This is a genomic window from Pseudomonas putida (assembly GCF_005080685.1).
GTDB lineage: Bacteria > Pseudomonadota > Gammaproteobacteria > Pseudomonadales > Pseudomonadaceae > Aquipseudomonas > Aquipseudomonas putida_V.
Genome location: NZ_CP039371.1, coordinates 3,084,023 through 3,111,017, shown reverse-complemented (window position 1 = coordinate 3,111,017; position 26,995 = coordinate 3,084,023). Strand labels below are relative to the sequence as shown.

General features: G+C 61.9%; 27 protein-coding genes and 1 pseudogene. 10 read left to right on the top strand and 18 right to left on the bottom strand.

Annotated elements, in window-relative coordinates; translation table 11 throughout:
* Nucleotides 1-9: 9 nt before the first annotated feature.
* On the top strand, nt 10-909 hold the full coding sequence (locus tag E6B08_RS14355) for a LysR family transcriptional regulator (protein ID WP_136914630.1): 900 nt from the start codon (nt 10-12) through the stop codon (nt 907-909).
* A gap of 1 nt (nt 910) precedes the next feature.
* Here the strand turns inward: E6B08_RS14355 and E6B08_RS14350 are convergent, their stop codons facing one another.
* Nucleotides 911-1,819, bottom strand: a complete 909-nt coding sequence (locus E6B08_RS14350; RefSeq protein ID WP_265411748.1) for a LysR family transcriptional regulator — start codon at nt 1,817-1,819, stop codon at nt 911-913.
* 31 nt (nt 1,820-1,850) lie between these two features.
* Between E6B08_RS14350 and E6B08_RS14345 the strand changes: the two genes are divergently transcribed.
* The gene (locus E6B08_RS14345; RefSeq protein WP_136914629.1) at nt 1,851-2,603 is read left to right on the top strand and encodes an SDR family NAD(P)-dependent oxidoreductase; all 753 of its coding nucleotides are present in this window, start codon (nt 1,851-1,853) and stop codon (nt 2,601-2,603) included.
* Nucleotides 2,604-2,742: 139 nt separating this feature from the next.
* Here the strand turns inward: E6B08_RS14345 and E6B08_RS14340 are convergent, their stop codons facing one another.
* The 5 genes from E6B08_RS14340 to E6B08_RS14320 form a co-directional block, all read right to left on the bottom strand.
* Nucleotides 2,743-3,354, bottom strand: coding sequence for a class I SAM-dependent methyltransferase (locus E6B08_RS14340; RefSeq protein WP_136914628.1), 612 nt, complete (start codon nt 3,352-3,354; stop codon nt 2,743-2,745).
* Nucleotides 3,355-3,572: 218 nt separating this feature from the next.
* Nucleotides 3,573-4,394 (bottom strand): oxygen-insensitive NADPH nitroreductase, encoded by an 822-nt coding sequence (nfsA, locus tag E6B08_RS14335; RefSeq protein WP_136914627.1) that lies wholly within the window; start codon nt 4,392-4,394, stop codon nt 3,573-3,575.
* A 195-nt stretch (nt 4,395-4,589) separates the two neighbouring features.
* Nucleotides 4,590-4,895, bottom strand: a complete 306-nt coding sequence (locus tag E6B08_RS14330; protein WP_136914626.1) for a DUF3077 domain-containing protein — start codon at nt 4,893-4,895, stop codon at nt 4,590-4,592.
* A gap of 155 nt (nt 4,896-5,050) precedes the next feature.
* The gene (locus tag E6B08_RS14325; protein ID WP_192938666.1) at nt 5,051-5,320 is read right to left on the bottom strand and encodes a DUF3077 domain-containing protein; all 270 of its coding nucleotides are present in this window, start codon (nt 5,318-5,320) and stop codon (nt 5,051-5,053) included.
* 96 nt (nt 5,321-5,416) lie between these two features.
* On the bottom strand, nt 5,417-5,659 hold the full coding sequence (locus tag E6B08_RS14320; RefSeq protein WP_136914625.1) for a hypothetical protein: 243 nt from the start codon (nt 5,657-5,659) through the stop codon (nt 5,417-5,419).
* Between the two features lie 468 nt (nt 5,660-6,127).
* On the opposite strand from E6B08_RS14320, the gene E6B08_RS14315 reads away from it, so the two are divergent.
* The 4 genes from E6B08_RS14315 (at nt 6,128) to feoB (ending at nt 9,467) form a co-directional block, all read left to right on the top strand.
* Nucleotides 6,128-6,889, top strand: a complete 762-nt coding sequence (locus tag E6B08_RS14315; protein WP_416194401.1) for an OBAP family protein — start codon at nt 6,128-6,130, stop codon at nt 6,887-6,889.
* 125 nt (nt 6,890-7,014) lie between these two features.
* Nucleotides 7,015-7,260 carry a hypothetical protein gene (locus E6B08_RS14310; protein ID WP_136914623.1) on the top strand — a complete coding sequence of 82 codons (246 nt, stop codon included), beginning with the start codon at nt 7,015-7,017 and terminating at the stop codon, nt 7,258-7,260.
* Between the two features lie 136 nt (nt 7,261-7,396).
* Nucleotides 7,397-7,645, top strand: coding sequence for a FeoA family protein (locus E6B08_RS14305; RefSeq protein ID WP_136914622.1), 249 nt, complete (start codon nt 7,397-7,399; stop codon nt 7,643-7,645).
* Nucleotides 7,635-9,467, top strand: a complete 1,833-nt coding sequence (gene feoB, locus E6B08_RS14300) for a ferrous iron transporter B (RefSeq protein WP_136914621.1) — start codon at nt 7,635-7,637, stop codon at nt 9,465-9,467. Before E6B08_RS14305 ends, feoB begins: the two co-directional genes overlap by 11 nt.
* Before the next feature lie 218 nt (nt 9,468-9,685).
* Here the strand turns inward: feoB and E6B08_RS14290 are convergent, their stop codons facing one another.
* The 9 genes and pseudogenes from E6B08_RS14290 to E6B08_RS14250 all read right to left on the bottom strand — a co-directional run bounded on the left by E6B08_RS14290 (nt 9,686) and on the right by E6B08_RS14250 (nt 19,099).
* The gene (locus E6B08_RS14290) at nt 9,686-11,113 is read right to left on the bottom strand and encodes a DUF3360 domain-containing protein (RefSeq protein ID WP_238349335.1); all 1,428 of its coding nucleotides are present in this window, start codon (nt 11,111-11,113) and stop codon (nt 9,686-9,688) included.
* Between the two features lie 79 nt (nt 11,114-11,192).
* Nucleotides 11,193-12,341: an iron-containing alcohol dehydrogenase gene (locus tag E6B08_RS14285; protein WP_136914619.1), complete on the bottom strand. Its 1,149-nt coding sequence runs from the start codon at nt 12,339-12,341 to the stop codon at nt 11,193-11,195.
* A gap of 163 nt (nt 12,342-12,504) precedes the next feature.
* The gene (locus tag E6B08_RS14280) at nt 12,505-13,875 is read right to left on the bottom strand and encodes a sigma-54 interaction domain-containing protein (RefSeq protein ID WP_136914618.1); all 1,371 of its coding nucleotides are present in this window, start codon (nt 13,873-13,875) and stop codon (nt 12,505-12,507) included.
* Between the two features lie 65 nt (nt 13,876-13,940).
* On the bottom strand, nt 13,941-14,588 hold the full coding sequence (locus E6B08_RS14275; RefSeq protein ID WP_136914617.1) for a dTMP kinase: 648 nt from the start codon (nt 14,586-14,588) through the stop codon (nt 13,941-13,943).
* A 42-nt stretch (nt 14,589-14,630) separates the two neighbouring features.
* Entirely contained in the window at nt 14,631-15,647 is a 1,017-nt protein-coding gene (locus tag E6B08_RS14270) for a diguanylate cyclase domain-containing protein (protein WP_136914616.1), read from the bottom strand.
* Between the two features lie 43 nt (nt 15,648-15,690).
* Nucleotides 15,691-16,215, bottom strand: a pseudogene (locus E6B08_RS14265) (PqiC family protein); the annotation flags it as partial.
* Nucleotides 16,216-16,237: 22 nt separating this feature from the next.
* The gene (locus E6B08_RS14260) at nt 16,238-17,878 is read right to left on the bottom strand and encodes an intermembrane transport protein PqiB (RefSeq protein WP_136914614.1); all 1,641 of its coding nucleotides are present in this window, start codon (nt 17,876-17,878) and stop codon (nt 16,238-16,240) included.
* Nucleotides 17,862-18,506, bottom strand: coding sequence for a paraquat-inducible protein A (locus E6B08_RS14255; RefSeq protein WP_136914613.1), 645 nt, complete (start codon nt 18,504-18,506; stop codon nt 17,862-17,864). Before E6B08_RS14255 ends, E6B08_RS14260 begins: the two co-directional genes overlap by 17 nt.
* Nucleotides 18,503-19,099, bottom strand: a complete 597-nt coding sequence (locus E6B08_RS14250; RefSeq protein ID WP_136914612.1) for a paraquat-inducible protein A — start codon at nt 19,097-19,099, stop codon at nt 18,503-18,505. Before E6B08_RS14250 ends, E6B08_RS14255 begins: the two co-directional genes overlap by 4 nt.
* Nucleotides 19,100-19,363: 264 nt before the next feature.
* Between E6B08_RS14250 and E6B08_RS14245 the strand changes: the two genes are divergently transcribed.
* The gene (locus tag E6B08_RS14245; protein WP_136914611.1) at nt 19,364-20,032 is read left to right on the top strand and encodes a DUF3313 domain-containing protein; all 669 of its coding nucleotides are present in this window, start codon (nt 19,364-19,366) and stop codon (nt 20,030-20,032) included.
* 163 nt (nt 20,033-20,195) lie between these two features.
* On the opposite strand, the gene E6B08_RS14240 is transcribed toward E6B08_RS14245, so the two are convergent.
* The 3 genes from E6B08_RS14240 to E6B08_RS14230 form a co-directional block, all read right to left on the bottom strand.
* Nucleotides 20,196-21,176 (bottom strand): AraC family transcriptional regulator, encoded by a 981-nt coding sequence (locus E6B08_RS14240; RefSeq protein WP_136914610.1) that lies wholly within the window; start codon nt 21,174-21,176, stop codon nt 20,196-20,198.
* 1 nt (nt 21,177) lies between these two features.
* A complete protein-coding gene (locus E6B08_RS14235) occupies nt 21,178-22,206 on the bottom strand; it encodes an AraC family transcriptional regulator (protein ID WP_136914609.1) in 1,029 nt (342 codons plus the stop codon).
* Nucleotides 22,207-22,433: 227 nt separating this feature from the next.
* Entirely contained in the window at nt 22,434-23,684 is a 1,251-nt protein-coding gene (locus tag E6B08_RS14230; RefSeq protein ID WP_136914608.1) for an OprD family porin, read from the bottom strand.
* A gap of 346 nt (nt 23,685-24,030) precedes the next feature.
* Between E6B08_RS14230 and antA the strand changes: the two genes are divergently transcribed.
* From antA to antC, 3 genes are read left to right on the top strand one after another with little or no spacing between them, the layout of a single operon-like run.
* Nucleotides 24,031-25,434, top strand: coding sequence for an anthranilate 1,2-dioxygenase large subunit (gene antA, locus E6B08_RS14225; RefSeq protein WP_136914607.1), 1,404 nt, complete (start codon nt 24,031-24,033; stop codon nt 25,432-25,434).
* Nucleotides 25,435-25,436: 2 nt separating this feature from the next.
* Nucleotides 25,437-25,928 carry an anthranilate 1,2-dioxygenase small subunit gene (antB, locus tag E6B08_RS14220; protein WP_136914606.1) on the top strand — a complete coding sequence of 164 codons (492 nt, stop codon included), beginning with the start codon at nt 25,437-25,439 and terminating at the stop codon, nt 25,926-25,928.
* An 18-nt stretch (nt 25,929-25,946) separates the two neighbouring features.
* Complete coding sequence (gene antC, locus E6B08_RS14215; RefSeq protein ID WP_136914605.1) at nt 25,947-26,969, top strand: anthranilate 1,2-dioxygenase electron transfer component AntC; 1,023 nt, start codon at nt 25,947-25,949, stop codon at nt 26,967-26,969.
* The last annotated feature ends 26 nt before the right edge of the window (nt 26,970-26,995 follow it).

Here is a 26,995-nt window from a genome sequence, read left to right as displayed (position 1 = left end):
AGTATCAATATGGAACTGCGGCAGATTCACCAGTTTCTGGCCTTGGCCGAGACCTTGAACTTTCGCGAGGCCGCCGAGCGCCTGCACATGTCGCAGCCACCGCTATCGGTATCGATCCGCAAGCTCGAAGAAGACATCGGCGTTGCCTTGTTCGAGCGCACCACGCGCCAGGTGACCCTGACCGAAGCCGGCGAGGCGTTGTTGCCCGAGTTGCGCAAGGCCCTGCTGCACGTGCAGCAGGCCAAGCGCTATGCCCTGGAGGCCGGTGCCGGCGAGCGCGGCAAGCTGACGCTGGGTTCGGTGGGGTCGGCAACGCTGGCGTTGATCCCCCGCTTGATTCCCGAGTTTCGCCAGCGTTATCCAGGCATTGCCCTGGAGTTGCGCGAGCAGCCTTCGAGTGGCGTGCTCGAACTGGTCGAGAACGGCCAGGTCGACGTTGGGCTGGTGCGCTTCCCGCTGCCCCAGGCGACCACGCTGGAGGTGATCCCCCTGGTCTGGGAGCCAATGATCCTGGTGGTGCCGCAAGACAGCGCACTGGCGCTGAGTGGCCGGCGTCGAGTGCACCTGTCCGAGGTCGCCGACCAGCCGCTGATCGACTATCCGCATACCGAGGGGCTGCACTACGTGTTGTTGCAGCTATGCCAGGCGGCTGGTTTCGTGCCCAAGCTCACGCACTCGACCACCCAGGTGCTGGCCGCTATAAGCCTGGTGGCCTGCGGCCTCGGCGTGGCCTTGGTGCCGGCGTTGCACGCGCGCAATTCCACAGAGCCAGTGTGCTTTCTGGAACTTGAGTCGCCGCAGCAAGAGCGCACGGTGGCACTGGCCTTGGCGTTCAATCCGGAGAACGAGAGCAGGGTGGTGAGGCAATTCAGGGACCTGGCCGTCGAGCTGTTGGCCGGACCGGATTGACCTATGGCTGCCAGGCCCATTGCGGCTCGCTCAAGCGCTCGACGAAGAAGTCAGCCAGTACCTGGATCTTGCGCGGTCGGGTACGCGCCGATGGTGTCACGAAGTACAGTCCACCCTGGGTCATGCTCCATTCAGGCAATAGATGCTCGAGGCGGCCATCTGCCAGATACTCGGCGGCGATGAATTCCGGCAGTTCGGCGATTGCCATGCCCGCCAGCAACGGCGCAACCAGGGCATCTGAATTGGTGACCCGCAACGGCCCACGGGGTACCACATCCTGCGCGGTGCCATCCTGGTGCATAAAGCGCCAGACCTGACTGCGAGCGCGGTACGCGTAGCTCATGCAAGCGTGCGCGGTGAGGTCGCGAGGGTGTGCCGGGCGGCCATGCTCGGCAAGGTATGCGGGCGCGGCCACCAGGTACTGGGTGACCGCACAAATTCGGCGTGCCACAAGCGAAGAGTCGGGCAGTGCGGCGATGCGCAACGCAGCGTCGAAGCCGTCGGCGACGAGGTCGACCGTCGAGTCGGACAGGTGCAGGTCGAGCTCCAGCCCAGGGTGGCGAATCAACAACTCGGGCAGCAGCGGTGCGACCCAGCGTAACCCGAACGACATGGGTACCGCCAAGCGCACCAGACCACGTGGCTGCACCGACAATTCCAAGGCCTCGCTTTCCATCTCCTCGGCATGGCGGTAGAGCGCGCTGGCCTGGTCGACCATTCGCTGGCCGAATTCCGTCAGCGACAGTTGCCGCGATGTGCGGTTGAAAAGGCGGCCACCAAGGCGCTCTTCCAAGCGGGCGACGGCGCGTGAAACGGTCGGCACCGATACGTTCATCGCACGCGCGGCCGCCGCATACGAGCCTTTGATTCTATTTTGAAATGACCCACAGGTCGATACGCTTCTCCTCACCGCAACACACCACTTCAACGGGAGAAACATCATGAGCAAGAAACTCGAAGGCAAAATCGCACTGGTCACCGGCGGGACTACGGGCATTGGCCTGGCCACCGCCAAACGTTTTGCAGAGGAGGGCGCCCATGTCTACATCACCGGCCGCCGCCAGGTAGAGCTGGACAGGGCTGTAGAATGGGTCGGCAATGCCACCGGCATAGCGGTCGACTCTACCCGACTCGATCAACTCGATGACCTCTATGCACGTATCGGCAAGGCCCACGGCCACCTCGATGTACTGTTTGCGAATGCTGGCGGCGGCTCCATGCTGCCGTTGGGTGAAATTACCGAGGCCCACTACGACGATACCTTCGACCGAAACGTCAAAGGCGTGTTGTTCACCGTACAGAAAGCGCTGCCTCTATTGGCGCGCAACGCTTCGATCATCCTTACTGGATCGACGGCGGGCAGTTCCGGCACCGCAGCCTTCAGCGTGTACTCGGCCTCCAAGGCCGCGGTCCGCGCTTTTGCACGCAGCTGGATCCTGGACCTCAAGGATCGGGCGGTACGGGTCAATACCATCAGCCCGGGCGCAACGCGTACGCCAGGTTTGGTCGACCTGGCAGGGCCAGATGCCGCCCAGCAGCAGGGATTGTTGGACTATCTCGCTGCGCAGGTGCCGTTGGGGCGCGTAGGAGAGCCGGTGGAGATCGCCAATGCGGCGGTTTTTCTGGCCAGTGACGACTCCAGCTTCGTCAATGGTGCCGAGCTTTTCGTCGATGGTGGGCAGGCGCAGATCTAAGCTCAGCCAGGATGGGAAACCGGTACCTCGAGTACCGGTATGCCTGAAACGGGCAGGGTAAATCCAGTTATCGAGTCGGCCCACATATAACTACACTAAATGACTATTTAGCGTAGTTATCACTCAAACGCATATAAAATCAGGGTAGGCGGCGCCCCAGCCAGACGGTCTGACCGCCACATTCCGCATCTTCCACGATGTGTTCAAGCAGCTCGAAGCCATGGTCATGCAGTTGCGCGGTGTATTCGCGGGGATCCAGGCTCGCGTGATACAGCGTTTCGCCCTCGAATACACCCAAGGCCTCGCCATGTGAGGGGCCGCTTGTGAACATCAGCAACGCACCCGGTGAAGCATGGCGGCGGAAAACCGGGAACATCTGGCGTTGATCATCGGGCTTGAGGTGGAAAAAGCTGTTCCAAGCCAGAATCGCGTCGAACTGGCGGTTGAGCGCTAGTGTGCGCATGTCTGCGTGAATCCATTCCTGCGCAGGAAATTGCGCGCCGCACAATTCGAGCATCTGCATAGACGAATCTACACCCACGACACACGCGCCGGTTTCGATCAGATAACGCGCCACAGGCTGGCCAGAGCCGCAGCCCAGATCAAGCACGGTTGCGGACGGCGTTAGCAGCGAGCCGAAGTGCTCGATCCATTTGCGATCGATGAAGTGATTGGTGCGTAGTTTGTTCCAGGTGCACGCGTGGCGATCGTAGAGATCGATGATCTGGTCTGCAGATGGATGGTGAGGCATGAACTGGGGCATCCTTGGTTGGACTGGCGGTAGAACGTCCTTGAGGGGTTCCAGAGCTTGAAATGTACCTTGGGTGGGTATCGTATGGGAAATACGAATCTGCGCATAATGCGTATTATGTTAAATATAGGATTATGGGGCGCGCCACCTTCCTGATATCGTCTGCAAACCGGCTCATCCGCTTCACACGGTTCGCAGCACGTCAAACCAATTTCCTGTCAACGCAACCCAAACCCCATCCGAGCCAGCTCCTCGACCAGCGCCTCACGCCCATGCAGGCTCGAAACGCTGCGCAACCGATTGATGACCTGCTCCGACCACCCCGAAGCCTTGAGCCCTTCGCGCTCGTAGAACGCGCCCAAACGTTCGTCATACTCCGCGATCACCTCCTGCTCGCCAGCCGCGCCGTAGGTTTCGTGATGAAGCACCGCCTGCTGAGGCAACCTCGGTTTCACCTTCGCTGGGCGCTCCGTCGACGGGTAGCCAACGCACAAGCCGAACACCGGGTAAACCTGCGCAGGCAGTTGGAGTTCCTTGGCGACGCCTTCGATATCGTTGCGGATGCCGCCGATATACACACTGCCGAGCCCCAGCGACTCCAACGCGACCACGGCATTCTGGGCGGCCAACGCGGCATCGATCGTGCCTAGCAGCAGGCTTTCAAGGTAAGGCAGCGCTTCCAGCTCCACCTCCTGCTGCTCGGCAATCCGCTCGACCCTGGACAGATCCGCCAGCCAGACGAAAAACAACGGTGCCTGGCGAATGTACGCCTGATTGCCAGCCAATGCCGAAAGGCGGCTCTTGCGGTCATTGTCCTGAACGGCAACGACACTCCACACCTGCAGGTTGGACGATGTCGACGCGGACTGTGCTGCAGCGACCAGGGTTTCGATCGTGCCGTCAGGCAAAGGCTGGTCGGTGAAGGCACGCACACTGCGATGGTCGAGCAATTGGTCGAGCGTGTCGTTCCACTGTTTGAGCGGCGAGATATCTGGCGCGCCATAGCGGGCGGCTAGTTTCGAGTGTGCTTCGGCAGTCATGCGAGGTCTCCAAAAGAAACCGAGGCTACCAAATCGAGGCCGGGCGGACACGCTTGCCATCGTAAATTTCAAAAAAGGTAGAGAGAGTGAGGCCCTTTCAGCGTCCTTGCCATCAACTGGCCTGTTGCTGCCTGGGCCCAACTTGGGTACAAGGCAGCCGGTGAGAGCTGCCCTACCCCTCGTTCGAAAGGATAATCACGCCTTACCAGGCGCGTAGAGTTCCGCTCGCAGCCGCGAAGGCAGCATGCCTTGTTCGATCTCTTCCAGTAGCGTCTTGACCATGTCGAGTATCTGGTAAGCCGCCGCTTTCATTTGCTTGTCGCCCTTCAATACGGCGGTCTGGTCCAGGTACCGGGCGCAGTCCATCAGCTTTCTGGCTTCTGTGGAGGCGTACTGGAGGGTCATACCTGGGCCGACGTAGTAGAACGGTTGAGGGCAGTTGTGGATAGGGCGCAGGTTTTTGTCGAGCACTGGGGGGATGCGGGAGGGTTTGCATGGCATGAGATTTATCCTCGGAGTTTGGCGGGGGATGGCACGGGCTGGGCCCGTGTTCGCGGGTAAACCCGCTCCTACAGGATTTGCGCTGTCTTGACGTCGGCGTCGAGCCTGCAGGAGCGGGTTTACCCGCGAAGAGGCCGGATCAGTCGATAAACATCTCAGCGACGCAGACCTAACTCGGCATCATCCAGCAGGGCTTTGGCCAGGGTGCTGAAATAGTGGGCGGCCCGCACCATCTGGGGGCTCTCGTCCGCCGCACTGGCGGCGCTCATGTCGCGGGCGTAGCCCATCAATTTGGAGGCGTGTGCGCGGGCAACATGGCAAGGAATGCCGGGCTCGATGCAGAACAACGGTTGAGTCTGGTCTTGGCCTTGGTAGAACCGGGTTCTGCCGACCGTGCATTTGGGGTTGGAATCGTCCATTGGCATTGTTTGATCTCCCTGAAATTCTAGGTGCCCGGGCTGGCGTCATCGCCGGCAAGCCGGCTCCTACATGGCGCCAGGCCAGGCGTAACGAGATGTGGCTTAGTGGCGTGGCGGCTGATCGGTACGCAGTTGGACTTGGGCCAGCGCGGAGGCGATCAACTGCCTTAGCGTTCCAAGCTCATGCACCGTCGCCATGATCAGCACCGTGGCCTGCGACACGGGCTGCATCACGACAGCCTGCTGCACCACGGCTTCTGCGCACCGCGCGTAGTTCGAGGCGACCATCAGCGTGTTTTCGAGGGATTGGGGATTGTCTGGCGGGTCTGGAACGATCTTTAGCATCGTATAACTCCAACGTATAAAGGTGGAGCTACCGCAACCTTGCTGTCAAACAAGAAGGTGGCAGCCATACGCGGGTTGACAGACCGAGACGTTGGCACTCGGCGCACCAGACGGTGCCCCACGTACAGCTGCCATAACGGCGTGCACATGTGGAAACGTCGTCGGTCTGTCAAAACCGGTCGCCGAATTGGCGGCGACAGGAGGAGACTAAAACCCACGATTGGCATGCGCAACGAAAAACAGGCCGAAGAAGTATCTTTGGGAAACGTCCTACGGAAAAGAGCCTAATTCTGATTTCTTCCTACAAATCGCCGCAGGACCAATCGAATTGATGTCAGCAACCCGCCCAGATTGCATCCGCCACTCGTCCACCAATCTGATCACTGGCAAACGGGTGGCTGTCCTCTCTGTACCACAACAGAGACCCCAAGCATGCCTAGACCAACCTCCCCGCTCTTGACCTTCCCCATGACCTGTTGCTTGCTAGCAGGCTGCGCAAACGACTTGACCGAATCCCCGGTAGAAGCGCCTGGCAGACCCGAATCCACCCGCACCCAGGCATTGGAAACCGGCGCCGCGCTACTGCAGTCAAAACCACCCATGGATGCCCTGAACGCCTATTTGGACGGATTTCACTTCTACAACGGCCACCCCAAGGTGCAGATGGAAGCCCACCACTACTGCGCGATCCTCAACGAAGACGTCATCCAGTGCGTCATCTACGACGGCAACTCCAAGTCTGCCAAGCTGATGGGCGTCGAGTACATCATCGACGAAACGCTCTTCGCCGACCTGCCAGCCAAGGAAAAGGCCATGTGGCACAGCCACGGCTATGAGGTGTCGTCCGGCCAACTGATCGCCCCGGGCATCCCCGCCCCAGCCGAACACGCCCTGATGCAGCGACTCGCGCACACCTATGGCAAGACCTGGCACACCTGGCACACCGATCAGGACAAAGCGCTGCCAGTCGGCGTCCCACAGTTGATGATGGGCTTCACTGCCGACGGCCAGGCCGACCCCGCGATGGTTCGACAACGTAACCTGCGTCTTGGCGTGGACGCTGAAAAGACCAAGGCACAACGCGCGGACATCCCGACGCCAGCGCCAGACCCGCAGGCCAACGGCTGGCAGCAGGGCAACGTGATCCAGATCGAAGACCCGACCGGCGCGCACCTGCACCGCCCCGCTACACCCACGCCGCCAGCGACCAACAGCCGTTCTGCGCGATAGGCCCGCCCCTCGCCCAGGAGTCGTCTCAGGCATGTGACACTTTGTCTCTACCGGTGTAGTTGCTTAGCTTGCTAAAATTCTACGCCGGAAAAGCCCAATGCAGCCCTGTGAAGCACTTGCTCAACATGAAGCTGCATCCCGCCCCCTCTCCAATCTTTCCCGTAGCACCTGTCACCATGACCGAGATCCTGAAAAAGACTGCTGGCCTGCTCTATAGCATTCGTTATGTCATCCCAGCCTGTGCACTTACCCTCTATGTGATTGCGGGTCTGGCGTACTTCTTCGTCTTCAAGTACTGGCCCACCCTTCCAGAAGGTACGCAGTCCATCATCCTGGAAAACCTGTCCTGGGCTGCAACGGCGCCGATGTAGCTGGTCTCTCTCCCGGCCTATTCCGGCGCAATAACGATTCAGCTGTTCATGAAGATGTCTTCACTTTCCTTGCACCTCCTCCCCTCCCTGCATAGGATCGCTGCCAAAACTAATCGTTATCATTTCTGGAAAGCCGATGCTCTTGTCCGATCTACCGCGCCAACGGCAAGCGTTCGTCACTGGGGTCTTACCTTCGAACGCATCCTCCACGCTTAGCCAACGCCTGCAGGACATAGGCTTCGTGCCCGGCGAGGCGGTTGCGGTGGTGGCTCGTGCGCCATGGGGCGGTGACCCGATCCTGGTGCAAGTGGGCGGCACGCGCTTCGCACTGCGGCGCAGCGAAGCGAAGATGGTACTGGTCGAGGTGGCTGTCGATGAACGCTAGCCGCCTGGCCCTGGTCGGTAACCCCAACTGCGGCAAGACCGCCCTGTTCAACCTGCTCACCGGTGCCCGGCAAAAAGTCGCCAACTACGCCGGCGCCACGGTCGAGCGCAAGGAAGGTACTCTGCGCACCCCTGAAGGCAGGGCATGCCGGGTGCTCGACCTGCCTGGCACCTACAGCCTGTCGGCAGTCAGCGAAGATGAGCGGGTAACGTTACGGGTGCTGCAGGGCGAGTACCCAGGCGAACAGCGCCCCGACTTGCTGCTGTGCGTGGCCGATGCCACCAACTTGCGGCTGCACCTGCGCTTCGTGCTCGAAGTCCAGCGCTTCGGTATCCCGCTGGTGCTGGTACTGAACATGGCCGACGCTGCACGCAAGCGCGGAATCCGTATCGATACTGGCAAGCTATCGGCTGAACTGGGCGTTGCTGTCGTGGAAACCGTCGCCATTCGCCGAGACGGCGCCGATGCGCTGCTCAAGCACCTTGACCACGCCCCGCAAGCAGCGACCGCCGCTGCAGCGCCTGAGCCGATCGAAGACTTGCACCAGCGGGTGCGCCAGGTGCTGGCGGCCTGTGTCGAGATCCCCCAGCTCTCCGATGCCCGCGTCGATGCCGTCGACCGCTGGCTGATCCATCCGGTGATTGGCCCGCTGGTGTTGCTCACGGTCATGCTCCTGGTCTTCCAGGGGGTCTACCAGATCGGCAGGCCGATCACCGACCTCATCGCCGATGGCTTCGACAGCCTGGCGACGCTGATCGCTACCCTCCTCCCCGCCGGCCCCTTGCAAGGGTTGCTATGCGACGGCCTGATCGGTGGCCTTGGCACCGTTCTAGGCTTCTTGCCGCAGATTCTGGTGTTGTTCTTCTTCATTTTCGTACTGGAAGACTCCGGGTACCTGCCCCGTGCGGCGTTCATTCTCGACCGGCTGATGCGCGGTGTCGGCCTGACCGGGCGCTCTTTCATCCCCTTGCTGTCGAGTTTCGCCTGCGCCATTCCGGGCATCATCGGGGCGCGCAGCATCAGCGATCGTTATGACCGGCTCACTACCATTCTGGTCGCGCCGTTGATGACGTGTTCGGCGCGGTTGCCGGTGTATGCCCTGCTGATTGGTGCGGTGGTGCCCGACCAGCGTGTTGCCGGGGTGTTTGGTTTGCAGGGTTTGGTCTTGCTCGGCCTCTACGTACTGGGCATTGTCGGCGCCATGGCCGTGGGCTGGGTATGCAAGCGGCTGCGGCCGACCGCCAGTGAGCAACCGCTGCTGCTGATGGAGCTGCCCGCCTACCGGCTGCCGCGGGTGCGCGACCTCGCGCTGCGGCTCTGGGAGCGTGGTTACCTGTTCCTGAAGAAGCTCACGGGCGTGATTCTCGCCCTGACGGTCATCATGTGGTTCATCTCGACCTTCCCCAACCCTCCTGCCGGCGCGCCGGGCCCTGCCATCGACTACAGCGTGGCCGGCTACCTCGGCCAAGCGTTGCAACCGCTGTTCGCACCGCTGGGTTTCAATTGGCAAATCACCCTGGCGCTGATTCCGGCCTTCGCCGCACGTGAAACCGCCGTCGCGACCCTGGCGACCGTGTATGCCGTCGGCAATGCCGACAATGTGTCGGCGCTGGGTCAGGTGCTGGCCACGCAGATATCACTGGCAAGTGCGCTGTCGCTGATGGTGTGGTTCGCCTTTGCACCCCAGTGCATGTCGACCCTGGCGGTCATCCGCAAGGAGACCGCCAGCTGGCGCAACGTCGCGTTGGCCTTCGGCTACATGTTCGCGGTCGCCTACGTGATGGCCTGGGTTACCTATCACATCGTGGGGCTGGTTTCATGAGCGCGGCGCTGCAGTACGTCATCGTGGCACTGGCAATGCTCTGGGCCTTGCGCACTGTATGGCGACGCTTGAGGCCGCCCAAGCCAGGGCATTGCACAAGCGACGGCTGCGGATCCTGCGGCTCATGTGACGCAGGGGGCGAGCCGGTACAGCGCATCGCGGCGGCCAACCTGCCAGACGAGGGCGACAGGCCTTAGCCCGCCGCCCCCACAGGCTGTTCAATCCACCGTCACAGGCCTGGCCACGGCTGCTTTTGGCGCCGGCGTCTCAGGCGCAGCACTGTCGTCAGCCGCTTCGAGATCACGGCTGAAGGTGCGATCGTTCTCCCCCTTGAAGAAGTTCTTGCCGTAGATCAGCAAGCACAACACCACACCAATGGCGAATGCCCAACTCGCACCCTTGATCGCCAATACCGCGCCGATAACGCCAGCGATGCCCAGGTCCCGCTGGCTTTTGGCCTCCAGCACGCCAAGTCGCACACTGACATAGCCCTGAATCAGCAACGTCAGCGCCAGGGCGACACCCAGAATTGGCTGCACCAGGGTGACCACCGGCAACAGCAGCAAGCCGGTGTTGGTGCCCCAACGGAACGAGCCTACCCCGCCAATGATCGACTGCATGGCGCGTGGGCCGCCCTTGAAACGTTCGATGATCACCACCAGCATCGCCGCCCACTTGGGGCCGCACATGGCCACGTCTGGGCCGAAGATGCTCATGAACGCGTTGCGCCCGCCGAAGATCAGGTGCGCACGGTCGGGGTTGTAGTCCACCTTCTGGTCGGTACGCACTTGCTCGGCCTCGTCGAGCAGCACCTTGGCGCTGAGCACATCGCCAAACACCACGATGTAGACCGCGAGCACCATCGGGATCGCCGAGATGAACATCGAAACCGGCGGCATGCCGAGCCCGAACACCGTGTAGTTGTTCCACAACCCGACGAAATCAGGCGTGCTGATACCCCACTTGATCGTCGGCCAGGCGGCTTCCTGCGCCAGCGGTGCGATCACCACGGCGAGCAGGATGATCGGCAGGATGCCGAGCTTGGCGAAGTTCCACCAGAAGCGATTGCGTTGCTTCAGCTTGGCGAAGTGCTGCGAGAAGATCAGGTAGAAGGCCAGCCCCACGGTGATGCTGATGGTGATGGGCAGGACATCGAACTTCCCGCCCACCTGGAACACCGACATGACGGCGCTGAAACCTGCGCCGACGATGATTCCGGACTTGATGGCCGAGGGCACGTAGGTGAACACCTTCTTGGCCATGCCGGTTGCGCCGAGTACGATCGAGAACACACCCAGCAATAACTGGAACGCAATCAGCGCGTGGACGCGCTCCGGGCCTTCAGGGAACTTGGCGCAATAGGCCATCAACAACGGCACAGCCGGCGTGATCCAGCCGGGCACGGTGGGGTCGCCGAGCAGGTGGTGAGTGAGGTAAAGCAATCCGTTGAGCATGACCACGGCCAGGGCCACCTCGAAAGGCATGCCCAGCAGTTCGGTCATCAACGGAATGGCCGCGAGGTCCACGGCGCACATCAACAGGCCCTGGAGGTAGTCGGGCAGTTCGAAACGATAGTGAATGAAGGGCAGGCGAACTTTGAAAGGGCCCAAGGGAATGTAGGGGCTTTCATGGCTAGTGTTGGACATCGGTATACCGTCTTATTGGTCTTGTAGGCTTTGGCACCCACTGCTGGGTGCCAGGTTCATCGCGTGCTCGATGAGGCAGTTACCAGGCGGCTCGGTAGATCGCCTCGATCTCCGCGGCGCTGAGCTTGCGCGGGTTGTTGCGCATCAACCGGTCGATCTTGCTGGCCTCCTCTGCCATGGCGGGCAATGCCTCCTCGGGGACTTTGAAGGCGCGCAGCCCGGTGGGAATGGCAACGGCGGCGCACAGCTCGGCCATCGCCTCGACCCCGGCGTCCGCCGCCTGGCTGTCGCTCAACCCGGTCACGTTTACCCCCATGGCCTGCGCCACGTCGCGAAGCCGTTCGGCACAGGCCAGCTTGTTCCAGCGCATCACATACGGCAGCAGCAAGGCATTGCTGACGCCGTGGGCGATGTTGAAGCGCCCGCCCAGCGGGTAGGCCAGCGCATGCACTGCGCCAACGCCGGCGTTGCCGAAGGCCATGCCGCCCATCAGGCTCGCCGTCGCCATGTCCTCGCGCGCCGCAAGGTCATCGGGGTTGGCGAAAGCCTTGGGCAAAGCGCGGGCGATCATCTTGATGGCACCGAGGGCGATGGCGTCGGTGATCGGCGAGCGATTGAGCGACAGGTAGGCTTCGATCGCATGCACCAGCGCGTCGACACCGCTGGCAGCAGTGACGCCAGGCGGACAGGTGCGGGTCATGATCGGGCTGACCAGCGCCACATCGGGCAACAGGTAGTTGCTGACGATGCCTTTTTTCAGCTGCGCTTTCTTGTCGGAGAAGATCGCCACGTTGGTGACCTCCGAACCGGTGCCGGCCGTAGTGGGAATCGCGATCAGCGGTGGCCCTTTGCGGCGGACCTGATCGACACCGAACAACTCGGCCAGGTCGCCCTCGTGCCCGGCAAAGGCCGCGACCCCTTTGGCGATATCGATCGCGCTGCCGCCGCCCAAGCCGATCAGCCCGTCATGACCACCCTCGCGGAAGGCACGGGCACAGTCTTCGACCAGCCTGATTTCAGGCTCCGGCTGAACCTGGTCATAGATGCCATGGCGGCGGCCACCCAGCTGGGCTAGCGCCAGGCCGACAGTGCCGGACTTGACCAGGATGGCATCGGTCACGATCAAAGGGTTATGGACGTTCAGGCGGGTCAACTCGGCGTCGAGTTGTTCAACGGCGTTGGCGCCGGTCAGGAGTTTATTGGCGATCTGAAAGGCAGCAACAGTCATCGGCTCATCCTCGTTGTTTTAATTGAGTCGAACCGGGTGGTAACAAAACATGTGCCAAGGTCCTGCAGCCGCCGGATTCCGCGGTCTGCGGCCGGTTTCTTCAGGTTTTTGACTGGGCTGGCGATCAGGATCTGGATCAAAATCAGCGGCGCCGATCAGAAAACTAATCAGTCTGCTCCCAGCGCTTCATTTTCTGCACGACGGTCGCCTGGCTGACGCCCAGCGCCTTGGCAGCCAGCCGCGTGGTCTTGTGCTCGCGCATGGCGGCAAGGATGGCGCCCCGCTCGGCGTTCTCCAGCACCTTGCGCAGCGGTAGGTGGTTCTGGTTCAGGCGATCCTGGTGAAGGTTGAGGATTTCCTCAGGCAGGTCCAGCGCCTCGATGGTGTCGCTCTCGCAAGTGACAACCAGGCGTTCCACCAGGTTGATCAGCTCGCGGATGTTTCCGGGCCATGCGTATTCGCAGAGCAAGTCCAGGGCTTCCAGCCCCCAGGTCATGTTGCGCGAATACCGCTCGCAGAATTGACGCAGGTAACGCTCCAGCAACGTGGCAACTTCCCCGCTGCGCTCGCGAAGCGCAGGAATGCGAATGGGCACCACGTTCAGTCGGTAGTACAGGTCGGCGCGGAAAAGGCCCTGCGCGACCCGTTCACGCAGATCATGGTGGGTAGCGCTGATGATCCGCACGTCCACTTCGCGCAACTCCAGTCCGCCCACAGGAATGAACCGGTTCTCCTCGATCACCTTGAGCAACTTGACCTGCACCGACAAGGGCAGATCGCCGACTTCATCGAGAAACAAGGTGCCGTGGTTGGCCAGTTCCAGAAGGCCGCGCTTGCCCTTGGCCGCTGCTCCGGTGAACGCCCCTGGCGCGTAGCCGAACAACTCCGCCTCGATGAGGTTTTCCGGCATCGCACCGCAGTTGAGCGGTATGAACGGCTCCTTGGCCCGCGCGCTGGCATTGTGGATGTACTGCGCGATGAGGCCTTTGCCGACACCGGTTTCGCCCAGCAACAGCACCTTCACGTCACTGCCCGCCACACGCCGCGCCTGGGCGAACAGCGGACCGGACTGCGCCTGGTCGAACACCTCGGAAGACTGCGCCAGCTTCTGGTATTTGCCAGCGTGCAATTGCGCGGTGCTCTGGCGCAGCTTCTTGAGCCCGGCGAGTTCGTCGCGCTCATGTTTCATGCGCAGCAACTCGGTCATGTCGCGCACCGCGCTGACCACGTAGCTGACCCGACGGTCCTGGAAAATAGGCGTGGCGCTCACCAGCAGCTTCTTGCCATTGCCCAGGCTCTGCATCACCGAAACCGGTGCGCCCTGCTGCAGTACCCGCAAGGACGCCGATTGCGAGACCACGCCATCGCGCACCAGCTCGTGCATGCTGCGTCCGATCAGCTGATCGCTCTGCAAACCCGTCAAGCGCTCGTACGCGGTATTGACCTTGACGGTGATCCCGGCGCCATCGGTGATGTACACGCCATCGTGCAGGGCATTGAGGATCGTGTCGAAAGTTTGATCGGTGAAGTTCACAGCGATGCTCTGGGCTGACAAAAGCCTAAGTGTAAGGCGTTTCCCGGCGCAGTGGCCTTAGACTTTCAGAGATAGCCGCGTCTGCCCACAACCTGGTCGGCGCCTCGGATCACCTCACCGATCGCAGCCGCCACCTGCCGGGTCGCGAGCTCGATCGTGCCCTCGTTGCGGCACAACAGCCAGCCGTGATCGATGAACGCCTGCTCGAACGCCTGGGTCGCCGCCACGTGCTCATGAAACGCCTGGATCACCGTGCTGCCCAGCCCACGCGTGCGCGCCGCTGCCCTGTCCCACGAGATTTGTGGGTCGGTGACCACCCCGACGTGCAGGTCGGGCACGCGCACGTGTTGCTCCATGTTCAGCCGCAACGCCTCGGCGAAGGGGATCAACCGCCGGAACGCGGCGTCGGACGGATACCAGCGGTCGATCAGGATGATGCTGCCCGCAGGTTGTTTGGGCAGCACGTGCTGGGAGATCCAGGCGCGGCTTTGCGCAAGGCGCTCGCAGATGCTCAGTTCCAGCGCCACCGAGGGGTTTCTCGCCAGTGCGTTGACCAGGCCCATGGTCTCGGCCCTGTGAGGGTCATTCATCTTTTCCGAAAGCCGCACCACCTTGTGGCCGTCGGCCCGCAGCGCCTGGGTCACGGCTTCTGCGAGCGTGGTTTTACCTGTGCCCTTCGGACCATCCAGGGAGATGAACAGTGGACTTTTCATGCTGTGCGCAACGGTCGATGGATTGACCTGCATCTTACCCGGTTACGCCCGGTACACGCAGACGCATCCACGCTGCTGCTTGGCCTCGTACATGGCATGGTCCGCACACTTCAAGAGCCCCGAGACATCGCCGGCATGCTCGGGCGCCAGCGCCAGGCCGATGCTGGGCGTGACGAAGTCGATAACCACAGTCCCCAGGCTCACGGGCTCCGATACCACCTTGAGCACGCGCCCCGCCAGCGCCGTCGCGCCTTCCCGGCCAGTCCCCGGCAGGATCAAGGTGAATTCATCGCCGCCCAGTCGATAGGCCTTGGCCGGTGCACGCAGCGCATTGCGCAGCCGCTCGGCCATGCACCCCAGCAGTTCATCGCCCACATCATGGCCGAAGGTATCGTTCACCTGCTTGAAGCGGTCGAGGTCGAGAAACAGCACTGCCAATGGCCCCTTGCCGCTGCCTATGTGCATGGCCAGGTCCTGGTAGAACGCCTTGCGGTTACCCAGCTTCGTCAGCGCATCCTGATACGCCATTTCGTACAAGGCTTGCTGATGTTGCACGTGCTCGCTGACGTCATGCACGATGCCGCGGTAGCCCACCAGATCACCGTTGTCGGCCCGCAGCCAGGAGATATGGCTTTCGAAATAGCCAGTGCTGCCATCGGCCCGTTGCAGCCAGGCCGACACCGGCGCGCCGGGTTCGGCTTCGGTTACCGACGGTACGCTGGCGGGATACAGGGCATGCCCGCTTTGCAAGGAGGCGAACGTCTGGCCGATCATTTGGCTGAGCGGGTAGCCCAGCATGCGGCATAGCGCCGGGTTGGCCGAGACGAAGCGGGCGTCTCGATCGAGTTCGAAATAGCCGTCCGCCATGCCCTGGAGCAATGCCCTGTCGCGCGCCTCGCTGTACTCGAGCCGATCGAGCAAGCCATTGATCACGTCGGCAAGGCGGTCCAATTCGTCACTTCCCGCGTGCTGCAGGCGCTTGCCCACGGTATCAGGGCCAATGGCCGCAAGCGCTCGCTGCAAGCGGGCTATCCGTGTGAGCAAAGGGTCCGTCGGCATGCCTGCTCCTGTGTCGCATGGGCCATGTCAGGCGCTTGGGCACCCTACCCCTGCCAGGCACCGAAGCTGCCCGCACCACTTGCGCCAGTTTGCGCAGGTTGGCCTGATGGGCGTTGACCAGGCTGGTGATGGAGTTGTCCGCAGGCGTCTGCAACGAAGTGCGGCAGGTGATTTCGGCCTCGTCGGGCCGCTTTAGCCGCCACATGGCTTCAAGGGAAGCATACTGGCCCGGCACTGTGTCGAAACGTTGCACATCTACCCGCAGCAGCGTCTTGGGGCCACCCGCAGGGCCGCCAAGCTGGTCCTGCAGGGCACTCTTGAACTCATCGACAAGGTTGGCGCCCCACCATTCGGTTTCCAGGATGGCCAGGCCGCTGTCGCCCTGGCGCACCACGATCTGCGGGCGGTCCACCTGGGGCGGCATGCTGACCCGGCTGACCTGGATGTTCTGGGTGCCGGCCTGGGGTGGCTGCGCCGGCACCAGGGTATGGTAGTTGTTCGGCGCACTGCTGCAGGCCCAGAGCCCGGCGAGCACACTGGCGACGCAGAGATTACGCAGTCGATGCATGGGTGTCATTCCTCTATGCGCCTCAAGGTTTCACGCTGTCTGCGCCAGCCGCCTTCGGCCGGCCGCGGATCAGCGATTCAGGGTGCCGGCCCAGGTAATCGGACAAGTCTCGCAGCGAGCGCGACATGCGTTCCAGTTCGTCGAGCGTTTCCCCCAGCCGCTCACGCTGGGGAGAGTCCTCGGCAATGGTCGAGTTGGCGCTCTGCAGGGTCTTCTGCAGGTCGTCGAGGGTAGCTTTCACGCTCGGCAGGGTCTGACCGTTGAACTGCTTGAGATTGGCCCGCAGGTCGCGCAGGGTGCCATCGAGATTGTTGGCGATGCTTTCCAGCGGCAGCTTGCCGATGCGTTCGACCACATGCTGCAGTTGTTCCTGCAGTTTCTCGAGGCTGCCCGGCAGCGTGGGGATCACGATGGGGTTGGCCGTGGCGTCGAACGCGACCTTGGGCGCGTCGGGATAGAAATCGAGCGAGACGAACATCTGTCCGGTGATCAGGTTGCCGCTGCGGGCCTGAGCCCGCAAGCCATGCTCGACGAAGGTGCCGATCAGCCGTCTGGCGCCTTCCATGTCGCCCTCTTTGTGCTTGAACACGCCCAGCATCTTCTGGTGCACCGGCCCCAGCCGTTGTGGGTAGATCACCGCATCGACCACCACCGGAAAGCTTTGCTTGACCGGATCGTAGTCCAGCTTGATCGACGTGACCCTGCCGAATTCCACGCCTTTGAACTCTACCGGCGCGCCTACCGACAAACCGCGCATGGCCTGGTCGAAGCGCAGTTGCAGGTATTGCGCCGGGCCACTGGGCGGAGCCAGGGCCGTCTCCCGGTCGCCAAACAGCTGGAACTGGGCGTTGTCGGCCGCGGCCTGGGCCTCGGGAGCGAAGTCCGGCGCACCGAACGCCAAGCGCCCCACGAGGATGGACGACAATGACTCGGTGTCGACCTTGAGGCCGTTGGCGCCGATCTGCATGTCGATGCCGCTGGCATTCCAGAAACGCGTGTCGGTGGTGACGAACGCGTCGAACGGCGCCTGCACGAAGATGCCGATATCCACGCCCGAACCATCTTTCTTGAGGGAAAACGACACCACCTCCCCGACTGGAATCTTGCGGTAGTAGATGGATGAGCCGATATCCAGCGAGCCCAGATCGGAAGCGCCGAGCACGAAATGCTTGCCCTTCTCACCATAGGTGATCGGCGGCGGCAACTCGAGGCCCTTGAAGTTCTTTTCCGGCGCCTTGGACTCGCCGGCATCGGCACCGATGAAACTGCCCGACAGCAACGTATCGACCCCGGAGATGCCGCCCGCTCCAATACGCGGGCGCACTACCCAGAAGCGCGCGCCCTTGGTGGCGAAGGAACGGGCGTCGTCGGAGAGCTGCACCTTGGCGACCACACCCGTGCGGTCGTCCGCCAGGTCCACCGAGGTGACCTCGCCGATCACCACGCTGCGGTACTTGACTTGGGTCTTGTGCGCCACCAGGCCTTCGCCGGAATTGAAGAAAATCGAGATGACCGGGCCTTCCTGCATCCAGTTGCGCACGACCAGCGATGCCCCCACCAGGATCGCCAGGATCGGCACGATCCACACCAATGACACGTTCCAGCGCCGGGTGCGCACCTGCGCCTGCCCCGCCAATGCGCGCTTCTCAGTCTCCTGCACCATCCGTGCGGCCCCCTTGGTTGTCGTGGCGATCCCAGATCAGGCGTGGGTCGAAGCTATTGGCCGAGAACATGGTCAGCACCACGACCATGCCGAAAAACAGGATGCCCTCGCGCGGCTCGATGGTGCCCAACCCGCGCAACTGCACCAGTGCGGCCACCAGGGCCACCACCATCACGTCGAGCATCGACCAGTAGCCGATCAGCTCGACGAAGCGAAACAGTTGTGAACGCTGCCGGCGTGCCCAGGCGGAGCGGCGCCCTGCGGTAAACAGCAACAGCCCGAGGGAAAAGAACTTGATGGCCGGCACGCCCATGCTGGCGATGAAGATGATCAGCGCGATATCCCAGGCTCCGGCCTCCCAGAACTCGATCACACCCCCGCCAATGGTGCTGTCGCTACCACTGCCGAGCATCTCGGTGTGCATCACCGGCAACAGGTTGGCTGGCACGTAGAACACCAGCGCAGCCAGCAAGAACGCCCAGCCGCGGCTGATGGCGTTGGCCTTGCGCCGGTGGATGGGCGCGCCGCAGCGTGTGCAGGTGTGCGCGTCGCTGTGCAGGTCGCAGGCTTGCCCGCAACCGTGGCACAGGCACAAGCCTGCTTCGTCGGCACGCACCGGCGTACTCATACCTGCTCCCACAAGTCACGGATGTCGCGACCGGCGATGTAGATGATCAACATGCTCAAGGCTGCCAATGCCAGCAGGCCGATACCGGGAATGACTTCGAGCAACCCCGCCAGCTTGATCACCGCGACCATCGCCCCCAACAGGCACACCTCGAGCATGCTCCAGGGACGCAGGGCTTCCAGGCCACGCATGCAGGTGGCGAAGCCAGGCGCGCGTTGCCCGGCAAGGGCAAAGCTGAGCAGCCAGCACAACAGGCCGATTTGCAGGAGGGGGGCAAGGATGATGGCCAGCGCCATGACCAGGGCAATGAAGGTGATGCTGCCGCTACTGAGGATCTGCACCGAGTCCCACAACGTTGCCGAGTTGGACAGCCCCTGCATGCTGATGGTCATGACGGGATAGAAGTTTGCGAATATCAGCAATACGCCACCGGTGACACTAAGTGCCAGTCGCTGCTGAATCGTTAAATTGCAATGGCGATACAAAACCCCGCCGCACTGCGGACAAAGTGCGCGCTGATGGCGGCCAAGTGAAGTGCGCTGGTAAAGCGTGTCGCAGTATTCGCAGATGATCAGGTCACTGGTTTGGCCCATGTGCTTTCCCCTTGGATAGCCATGCTCCAGCCGTACGCAAGCCGTCACGCCACCCGCTCGGGCTACGGATGCACAGTTCCGGCATTGCGGTTGCAATTTTGATGTTTGCGCCTAGCGTGATTACGAGCACAAGACTAGACGTAAAAACTGTATGGCGCTGTAGGTGTCCGCAATAGCCCAGCTTGTCAAATCGCCTGGTACGGGTGGCGGTGCTAGCTGTGTGTCTAAAACAGTGCAGTTGGATGTCCGAAGGAGAATCAGAACATGAAACTCAAGTCATTCGCTGTAACGCTGTGCGTTTCCTCCATGTTGCTCTCAGGGTGTGCGAGCAAGTACGTCGAGTCGGATCAATATTCCGGATTTCTCAAGAACTACAGCCTGCTGAAAGAGGAGAAATCTCCCAGCGGTGCGCCGGTGATGCGTTGGATCAAGCCTGGCATAGACGCCAACCGCTACACCAGCGTCTACATCGAGCCCAGCCAGCTCTATCCCAAGCCGCAGCCGACCGAGAAGATTCCGCAAAGTACCCTGACGGGCATCACCCAGTCTTATGACCAGGCGTTGAAGAACCAATTCTCCAAGGCATTGCCCCTGGCCAATGGCCCAGGCCCGAACGTGCTGATCGTGCGCCCGGCCATTACGGCGGTGAGTGCCGAGACCAAGGGCCTGAGGCCTTACGAGGTGATTCCCATCGCGCTGATTGCAGCCGGTGTGAGTACCGCCACGGGCATTCGTGACCAGGACACCAGTATCGCCACCGAGGCGGCCTTCCTCGATGGCGGCAACAACCAGGTGGTGGCGCAAGTGGTGCGCAAAGGTGCCGGCGCCGAGCTGGAAAACGCTTCCCAGGTGATGCAGGCCAAGGATGCCCGGGCTGTGCTCGATGGCTGGGCGCAGGATATGGTCAAGTCGTTCCAGGCGCTGAAGAAGTGACCTGATCACGCGACTTGAGGATGCGGGGGCTGCGCTGCAGCCCTTTCGCGACACAAGGCCGCTCCCACAATGTGGCCGGGATCGGCGCTATTGCTGTAGGCGCGGGCTTGTCCGGGCGCCGAACCGCCGCGAACACGGGCGCATCCCGTGCCAGACGCCTTGGCTAACCTATTCCGCGCGTCTGGCGCGGCAACTCGCCGAAACGCTGTCGGTAGTAGGCGGCGAATCGTCCGATATGGGCAAAGCCATATTCCAAGGCTACTTCTGTGACACTGGCAGCAGGGTTGCCAAGCAGATGATCCCGCGCCGCATCCAGACGCAGGCTGCGCAGGCGGTCCATCGGGCTTTGGGCATACTCGCGCTGACACAAGGTATTCAGACTGCGAATGCTCATACCCGCCTCGCTCGCCAGTTGCGGCAAGCTGATGCTCTGGTTCAGATAACCGCGCATGCACGCGTCGAGGCGCTCCAGGTTGCGCGCAGGCTGGCGTGTCTCACCACCGGCGTCGGGCTCGCTCGTGCAGTGGCTGAGGAGAAACAGCGGCAAACTTTGCTCCAGGTGCTGCAGCCAAGGCGACAGCGGCACCGCCTGCTCACCACGTGGCAAATGCTCCAGCAACTCGCTGACCAAGCGCAGCCAGCGCACGGCCAATGGCCGTTGTAGCCGGCTCAAGGCTGGCAACCCCGCTCCCGGGTCCATATGCGCCTGGCACGTCTCGACCAGCGCACGCGGCAGTTTGAGAATCAATTGCTCGCAACCCGCCTCCCACAGCACCCGCGCATCCTCGCGCGGAGCCAACACGGCCGCGTCGCCAGGGCTCACGCAATGGCTGATGCCGTCGCACTGCAATGTGGCATTGCCCTGCAAGGGCATCTGCACCAGGACGAAATCCTCGAAAGGTTGCGGACGAATCTCAACCTGGCCGCCATACCGCAGCGCATACAGCTCGCAACTGGCGACCTGGCCTCGGTGCAAGGTGACATCCACCCTGCCATCGGGCCAATCCAGTTCATGGTCGACCAGCGCTTCGCCCAAACGCTGCTGCACTGCCTGGGCGGAACAGCTGCTGAAACCCGGTTGGTTGAACAACGCCGAGAGATCGAGACCCAGGCGATTGGCGGTGTTGCCGTGCAGGCCGTTCATCTCACAACGACCGATTACGGCGGGCTTCGTTGCGCTGCAAGGTCGCGCTGGGCGCCTCGTTGAACAGCTTGCGGTATTCGCTGGCGAATCGCCCAAGGTGCGAGAACCCCCAGCCCATCGCAATCACCGAGATATTGCGCTGTGAGGCATCCTCGAGGATTTCCTGGCGCACGGCAGCGAGCCGGTATTTCTTCAGGTACGCCATGGGCGACAAACCGAAATACTTGCGAAAACCTTCGAACAGCTTGAACCGCGAGACCCCAGCGGCGTGTTCTATGTCTTCCAGGTGCATCTCTTCACGGGCGTTGGCCTCGATGTAATTCTTGGCCCGCACCAGGTAATACGGCAACTTGCTGCTCGTCTGCTCGCGTAGCTCGGTGCTGTAGTTGTTGGGCTGTGACAGAATCAGCCCCTTGATAAGGGCGGTCTCCACGTCGCGGCTGAACGCCACATGCTCGAACAGGCCATGCCCGCGCTCCAGTTCCTCGACGTAATAGCGCGCCATGCGCCACCACGAGGCCGAGGCGCCCTCCACGGCATCCATTACCGGATCGAATACCAGTGGCACGTCCAGTGGGCGCTGCAACATCGACTCCAGGGTCTGGCGCATGGCCATGCGGGTGATCACCACCGAGACCTTGTGGCAGTCACCGGTCATGCTCAGGGTCTGGGTTTCGTAGGGTGTGACGATCAGCCCCTGGTCGCGGTCGGACCGCAGGCGCTGGCCATTCTTGACCAGTTCCTGCTCGCCACGCAGTGGCAGGCTCAGGCTGTAGCAATTGAGGTGTTCGGCATCCTCGACACCGATGGTCACGTCGGTGCCGTATTCCATGCGCCCCAGGGTGGTGGACATGGATTTGAAGACGTTGGCGCTGTGGTGAAAATGAATGCGGTTCGGCTGGCGAGTCTGCAACTCGTGTGGCCCGCAAATACCGGCCATCCAGTCCCGCGCACCGGCGAGGTCGTAGCGATCTATTCGAATATCTCTGAACGTAACTATGTTCGGGTGGTTCGTGCTCGGTTGGTTCATGAAATGCACCCACGGCTAGGGATATCGGCGCGCTCTTCGGCGCGTTTGCTCATTAACCAAGCAAGGGCTATGCCCGGCACACCGAGCACTGGGCATATTCGGATTTTCTGGCTAGCAATGAACGATTAAGTGGATATCGGACGCGCCCATTGCCGGCGTATGGCCCTCGAACAACCCTGGCCCGCCTGATTGCAGCGCCAGGTGATGTTCGATTTCGGGGCAGAGCGTTACCAGAATTTCCAGGTGTACAGGGTGACCAGCCGGTTCTCGACCCAGTCGTTACCATGGCTGAACTTGGCCACCACATTACCCGCCTCGAATCCCAACCCTTGCAAAGGCCCACTTTGCACCACATAGGACAAGATCAGGTTGCGCTCGCTTTCGGCAGCTTCGCTCAAGGTGTCACCGCGATCGATCGAGGTGCCCTTGAGGTAACGGGTCATGAACTTCAGACCCGGAATACCCATGCCGGCAAAATCGTAGTCGTAGCGCGCCTGCCAGGACTTCTCGTTGGGCTTGATGAACGCCACGCGTGACCAGTTCACCAGGTAGGGTTGTGGCACGTAGCCGCCCAGGGTGGGGAAATTACTGTCGCCGAGCATGCGCTGGTAGCCCACGCCGAACGCGTGAGCGCCCTTCCTCAAGGTGGTCATGATGCCGTAGGAACGGTTGTCGATGTCGCCATACAGGGCATCGCCGTCCCCGTTGTTGTTGAAGTAGCGCAAATCGGTCTTGAGCCCATAGCCCGCGCCCAGGTCGGTCAGGTTGGTCACGCCCAGGTAGTGCTGCTGGTAGATGTCCTCGACTTGCGCGTAGTAGTAGCTGCCGGTCCAGGCCTTGTTGAAGACGTAGCTGCCGCCCGCAAGGTTCATCCCGTCGCTGCCGCGCACCACGCCGGAGCCAGTCTGCAGGTAGAGCTTCTCGTAGTTGGACGAGTTACGCGTGCCGAACTCGGTGAGGCGCCCGGCATGCAGGGTCAGGCCGTCGATTTCCCTGGACTCGAGCAAGCCGCCGCGATAGGTGGTGGTCAACTGACGGGAATCATCGATCACCACCACAGGCAGGATCGGCCGTAGTTCACCGATTTTCAGCTCGGTCTTGGAGTAGCGCATCTTGAAGGTCAGGCCACCTCGCCCATAGTCATCGGGCTGGGCCTGGCGGCTGACGCTATAGGGGATGATGGTGTCGTCACCGCGCCCGCCTCCGCCATCCAGGCGAATCGCATATTGCACGTTGGCATCCACGCCGAATTGCAGCGGGCCATCGCTATAGCCAGAGGCGAAACGCAAATCGAAACCCTGGGTCCAGCTACCGACCCGCGAACGCGCCGGGTTGTCGCCCTTGAAGTCGCGGTCGATGTAGAAGTTGCGCAGTCCCAGCGCCAAGTTGCTGTCATCGACGATATCGGCTTGCGCCAACAGCGGCGCACACAGGCCAATGGTTTGAACACCCCTCACCCACCAAGTTCGTTGCAACATGTCGTTCTTCCCCAGGCCGCACGCAACACGGCATTTTTATTTGGACGGCCGCAAGGCCGTTATGCAAAGGGCAGTCGTCGTTAGCGTTTGAAAAACACTCTGTCGGTGTCTGGGGACGAATTAAGCGGCAAGCGGGCCGGTAGCGGCTATCCCGTTAGTTGAAGACAAATAGCCAAATGCTCAGCCACGAACGGCAGGTATTTCCGGGTTTGCAGGGCTCGGCAAAACATCTGGAGAAATGTCGCCGATTTTCTGGATGCTATTCACTTATTAAGCGGATAGACCCTGCGCCAGGCGTGCTCATTTAATGGATGCATGAATTAGCCCGATGGCCGAGGACTGCACCATGAGTCAAACGAGAAGCGTTGAACAGTGGAAACAATTTGTTGAAAGTTGCCTGGACTTTCGGCCGCAGGACGGTGTTTACCGGATCGCCCGCGACATGTTCACCGAGCCGGACCTCTTTGACCTGGAAATGGAACTGATTTTCGAGAAGAACTGGATCTACGCCTGCCACGAGAGCGAAATCGCCAACAACCACGACTTCCTGACGATGCGCGCCGGACGTCAGCCGCTGATCATCACCCGAGATGGCGAAGGCAAGCTCAACGCCCTGATCAACGCCTGCCAGCACCGCGGTACCACCCTGACGCGTGTCGGCAAGGGCAACCAGTCCACCTTCACCTGCCCGTTCCACGCCTGGTGCTACAAGAGCGATGGCCGCCTGGTGAAGGTCAAGGCACCCGGCGAATACCCGGAAGGCTTCGACAAGGCCACCCGCGGGCTGAAGAAGGCCCGCATCGAAAGCTACAAGGGGTTCGTCTTCGTCAGCCTCGACGTGGGTGGCAGCGATACCCTGGAAGATTTCCTCGGCGATGCCAAGGTGTTCTTCGACATGATGGTGGCGCAATCCCCCACCGGCCAGCTCGAAGTACTGCCCGGCAAGAGCGCCTACACCTACGACGGTAACTGGAAGCTGCAGAACGAGAACGGACTGGACGGTTATCACGTCAGTACCGTGCATTACAACTACGTCGCCACCGTGCAGCATCGTCAGCAGGTCAATGCCGAAAAAGGCCTGGCCGCCAGCGACACCCTGGACTACAGCAAGCTCGGGGCCGGCGACAAGGAAACCGACGACGGCTGGTTCGCCTTCCACAACGGCCACAGCGTGCTGTTCAGCGACATGCCCAACCCGGCGGTCCGCCCCGGCTACGCCACCATCATGCCGCGTCTGGTCGAGGAACATGGCCAGGGCAAGGCCCAATGGATGATGCACCGCCTGCGCAACCTGAACATCTATCCGAGCATGTTCTTCCTCGACCAGATCAGCTCGCAGTTGCGGATCATTCGTCCGCTGGCCTGGAACAAGACCGAGATCAACAGCTTCTGCTTGGGGGTGGTCGGCGAATCGGACGCCGATCGTGAGAACCGCATCCGCCAGTTCGAAGACTTCTTCAACGTATCCGGGCTCGGCACGCCAGACGACCTGGTGGAGTTCCGCGAAGCCCAGCGCGGCTTCCAGGCGCGCCTGGAGCGCTGGAGCGATATTTCCCGCGGTGAAGGCAAGTGGGTCGAGGGCGCTACGCCCAATAGCGAGACCATCGGTATCCGCCCGGCCCTGACCGGCACCGAATTCACCCACGAAGGCCTCTACGTCAACCAGCACGCCAACTGGCAACGGTTCCTGCTCGAAGGCCTGGCCCGCAAGGCGAACGAGCAGCAATCGCTCAAGCTCAAGGAAGTGTGACCATGAATGCGCAACTGCAATACCGCGTCGAACAATTCCTCTACCGCAACGCCGAGGCCTGTGACAACCAGGATTGGGACACCTACCTCTCGATGTTCAGCGAGGACAGCGAGTTCCACCTGCCGCAGTGGGATTCCGAGCATGTGTACACCACCGATCCCAAGAAAGGCATGTCGTTGATCTACTACGCCAACCGCGGAGGCCTGGAAGACCGCGTGTTCCGCATCCGCACCGGCAAGGCCGCCTCGACCATTCCGATGCCGCGTACCGTGCATTTGCTGAACAACGTGCGCATCGCGCCACTGGCCAATGACGAGCTGGAGGTGCGGGTCAACTGGCACACGCTGTTCTACCGCATGCAGACCAGCGACCAGTTCTACGGCCTGGCCACCTACCGCCTGCGCCCGGACGGCGACAGCTGGAAGATCGCCCGCAAGCACGTGGTGCTGCTAAACGACCGGATCAACTCCGTGCTCGACTTCTACCACCTCTGATTCCTGCGGAACACGACCATGCCACACAAAGTCGCCTTCAGTTTTGCCGACGGCAAGACGCTGTTCTGCCAGGTGCAGAACAACGAGATCCTGCTCGACGCAGCCTTGCGCAGCGGCATCAAGATACCGCTGGACTGCCGCGAAGGCGTCTGCGCCACTTGCCAGGGCCGTTGCGAGTCGGGCCAATACACCCAGGACTACGTGGACGACGAAGCGCTGTCGGCGCAAGACCTGGCCGAGCGCAAGGTGCTGACCTGCCAGACCCGCGTGCAGTCGGACGCTGCCTTCTATTTCGACTTCGACTCCAGCCTCTGTGGCAGCGCCGGCCCGGCCAATTTGCAAGGCACGGTCAGCCAGGTACAGCAGGTGTCGCCGACCACCGCCATCCTCCACGTCGAGACTGGTGCGGTCGGCGCCGCGCTGGACTACCTGCCCGGCCAGTACGCACGCCTGAAGGTGCCGGGCACCGAGCACCGGCGCTCGTACTCCTTCGCCAGTGCACCCGGTAGCAGCCAGTTGCAGTTCCTCATCCGTTTGCTGCCCAGCGGCGTGATGAGCGACTACATGCGCCAGCGCTGCGAGGTGGGAGATGTCATCGAGCTGGAAGCACCGCTGGGTGCGTTCTACCTGCGCCATGTCGACCGGCCATTGCTGATGATCGCTGGCGGCACCGGGCTGTCGGCATTTCTCGGCATGCTCGACGAGATCGCCGAACAGGGCGGTTGCGGCCACCCCGTGCACCTGTACTACGGCGTGCGCAACGCCGCCGACCTGTGCGAACTGGCGCGTATCGAGGCCTATGCCCAGCGCGTACCTGGCTTTCGCTTTACCCCGGTGGTCAGCGAACCCGGCGGCGATTGGCCGGGCAAATCCGGCTACATCGCCGAGCACCTGGACGTCGCGGCGCTGCGCGATCAGCCCTTCGATGTGTACCTGTGCGGCCCACCACCGATGGTCGAGTCGATCAAGACCTGGCGCAGCGACAACGGCCTGGAACACAGCCGCCTGTACCTGGAGAAGTTCACCGAAAGCAACAGCTGAACCGATAACAACAACACTTCGGCCCG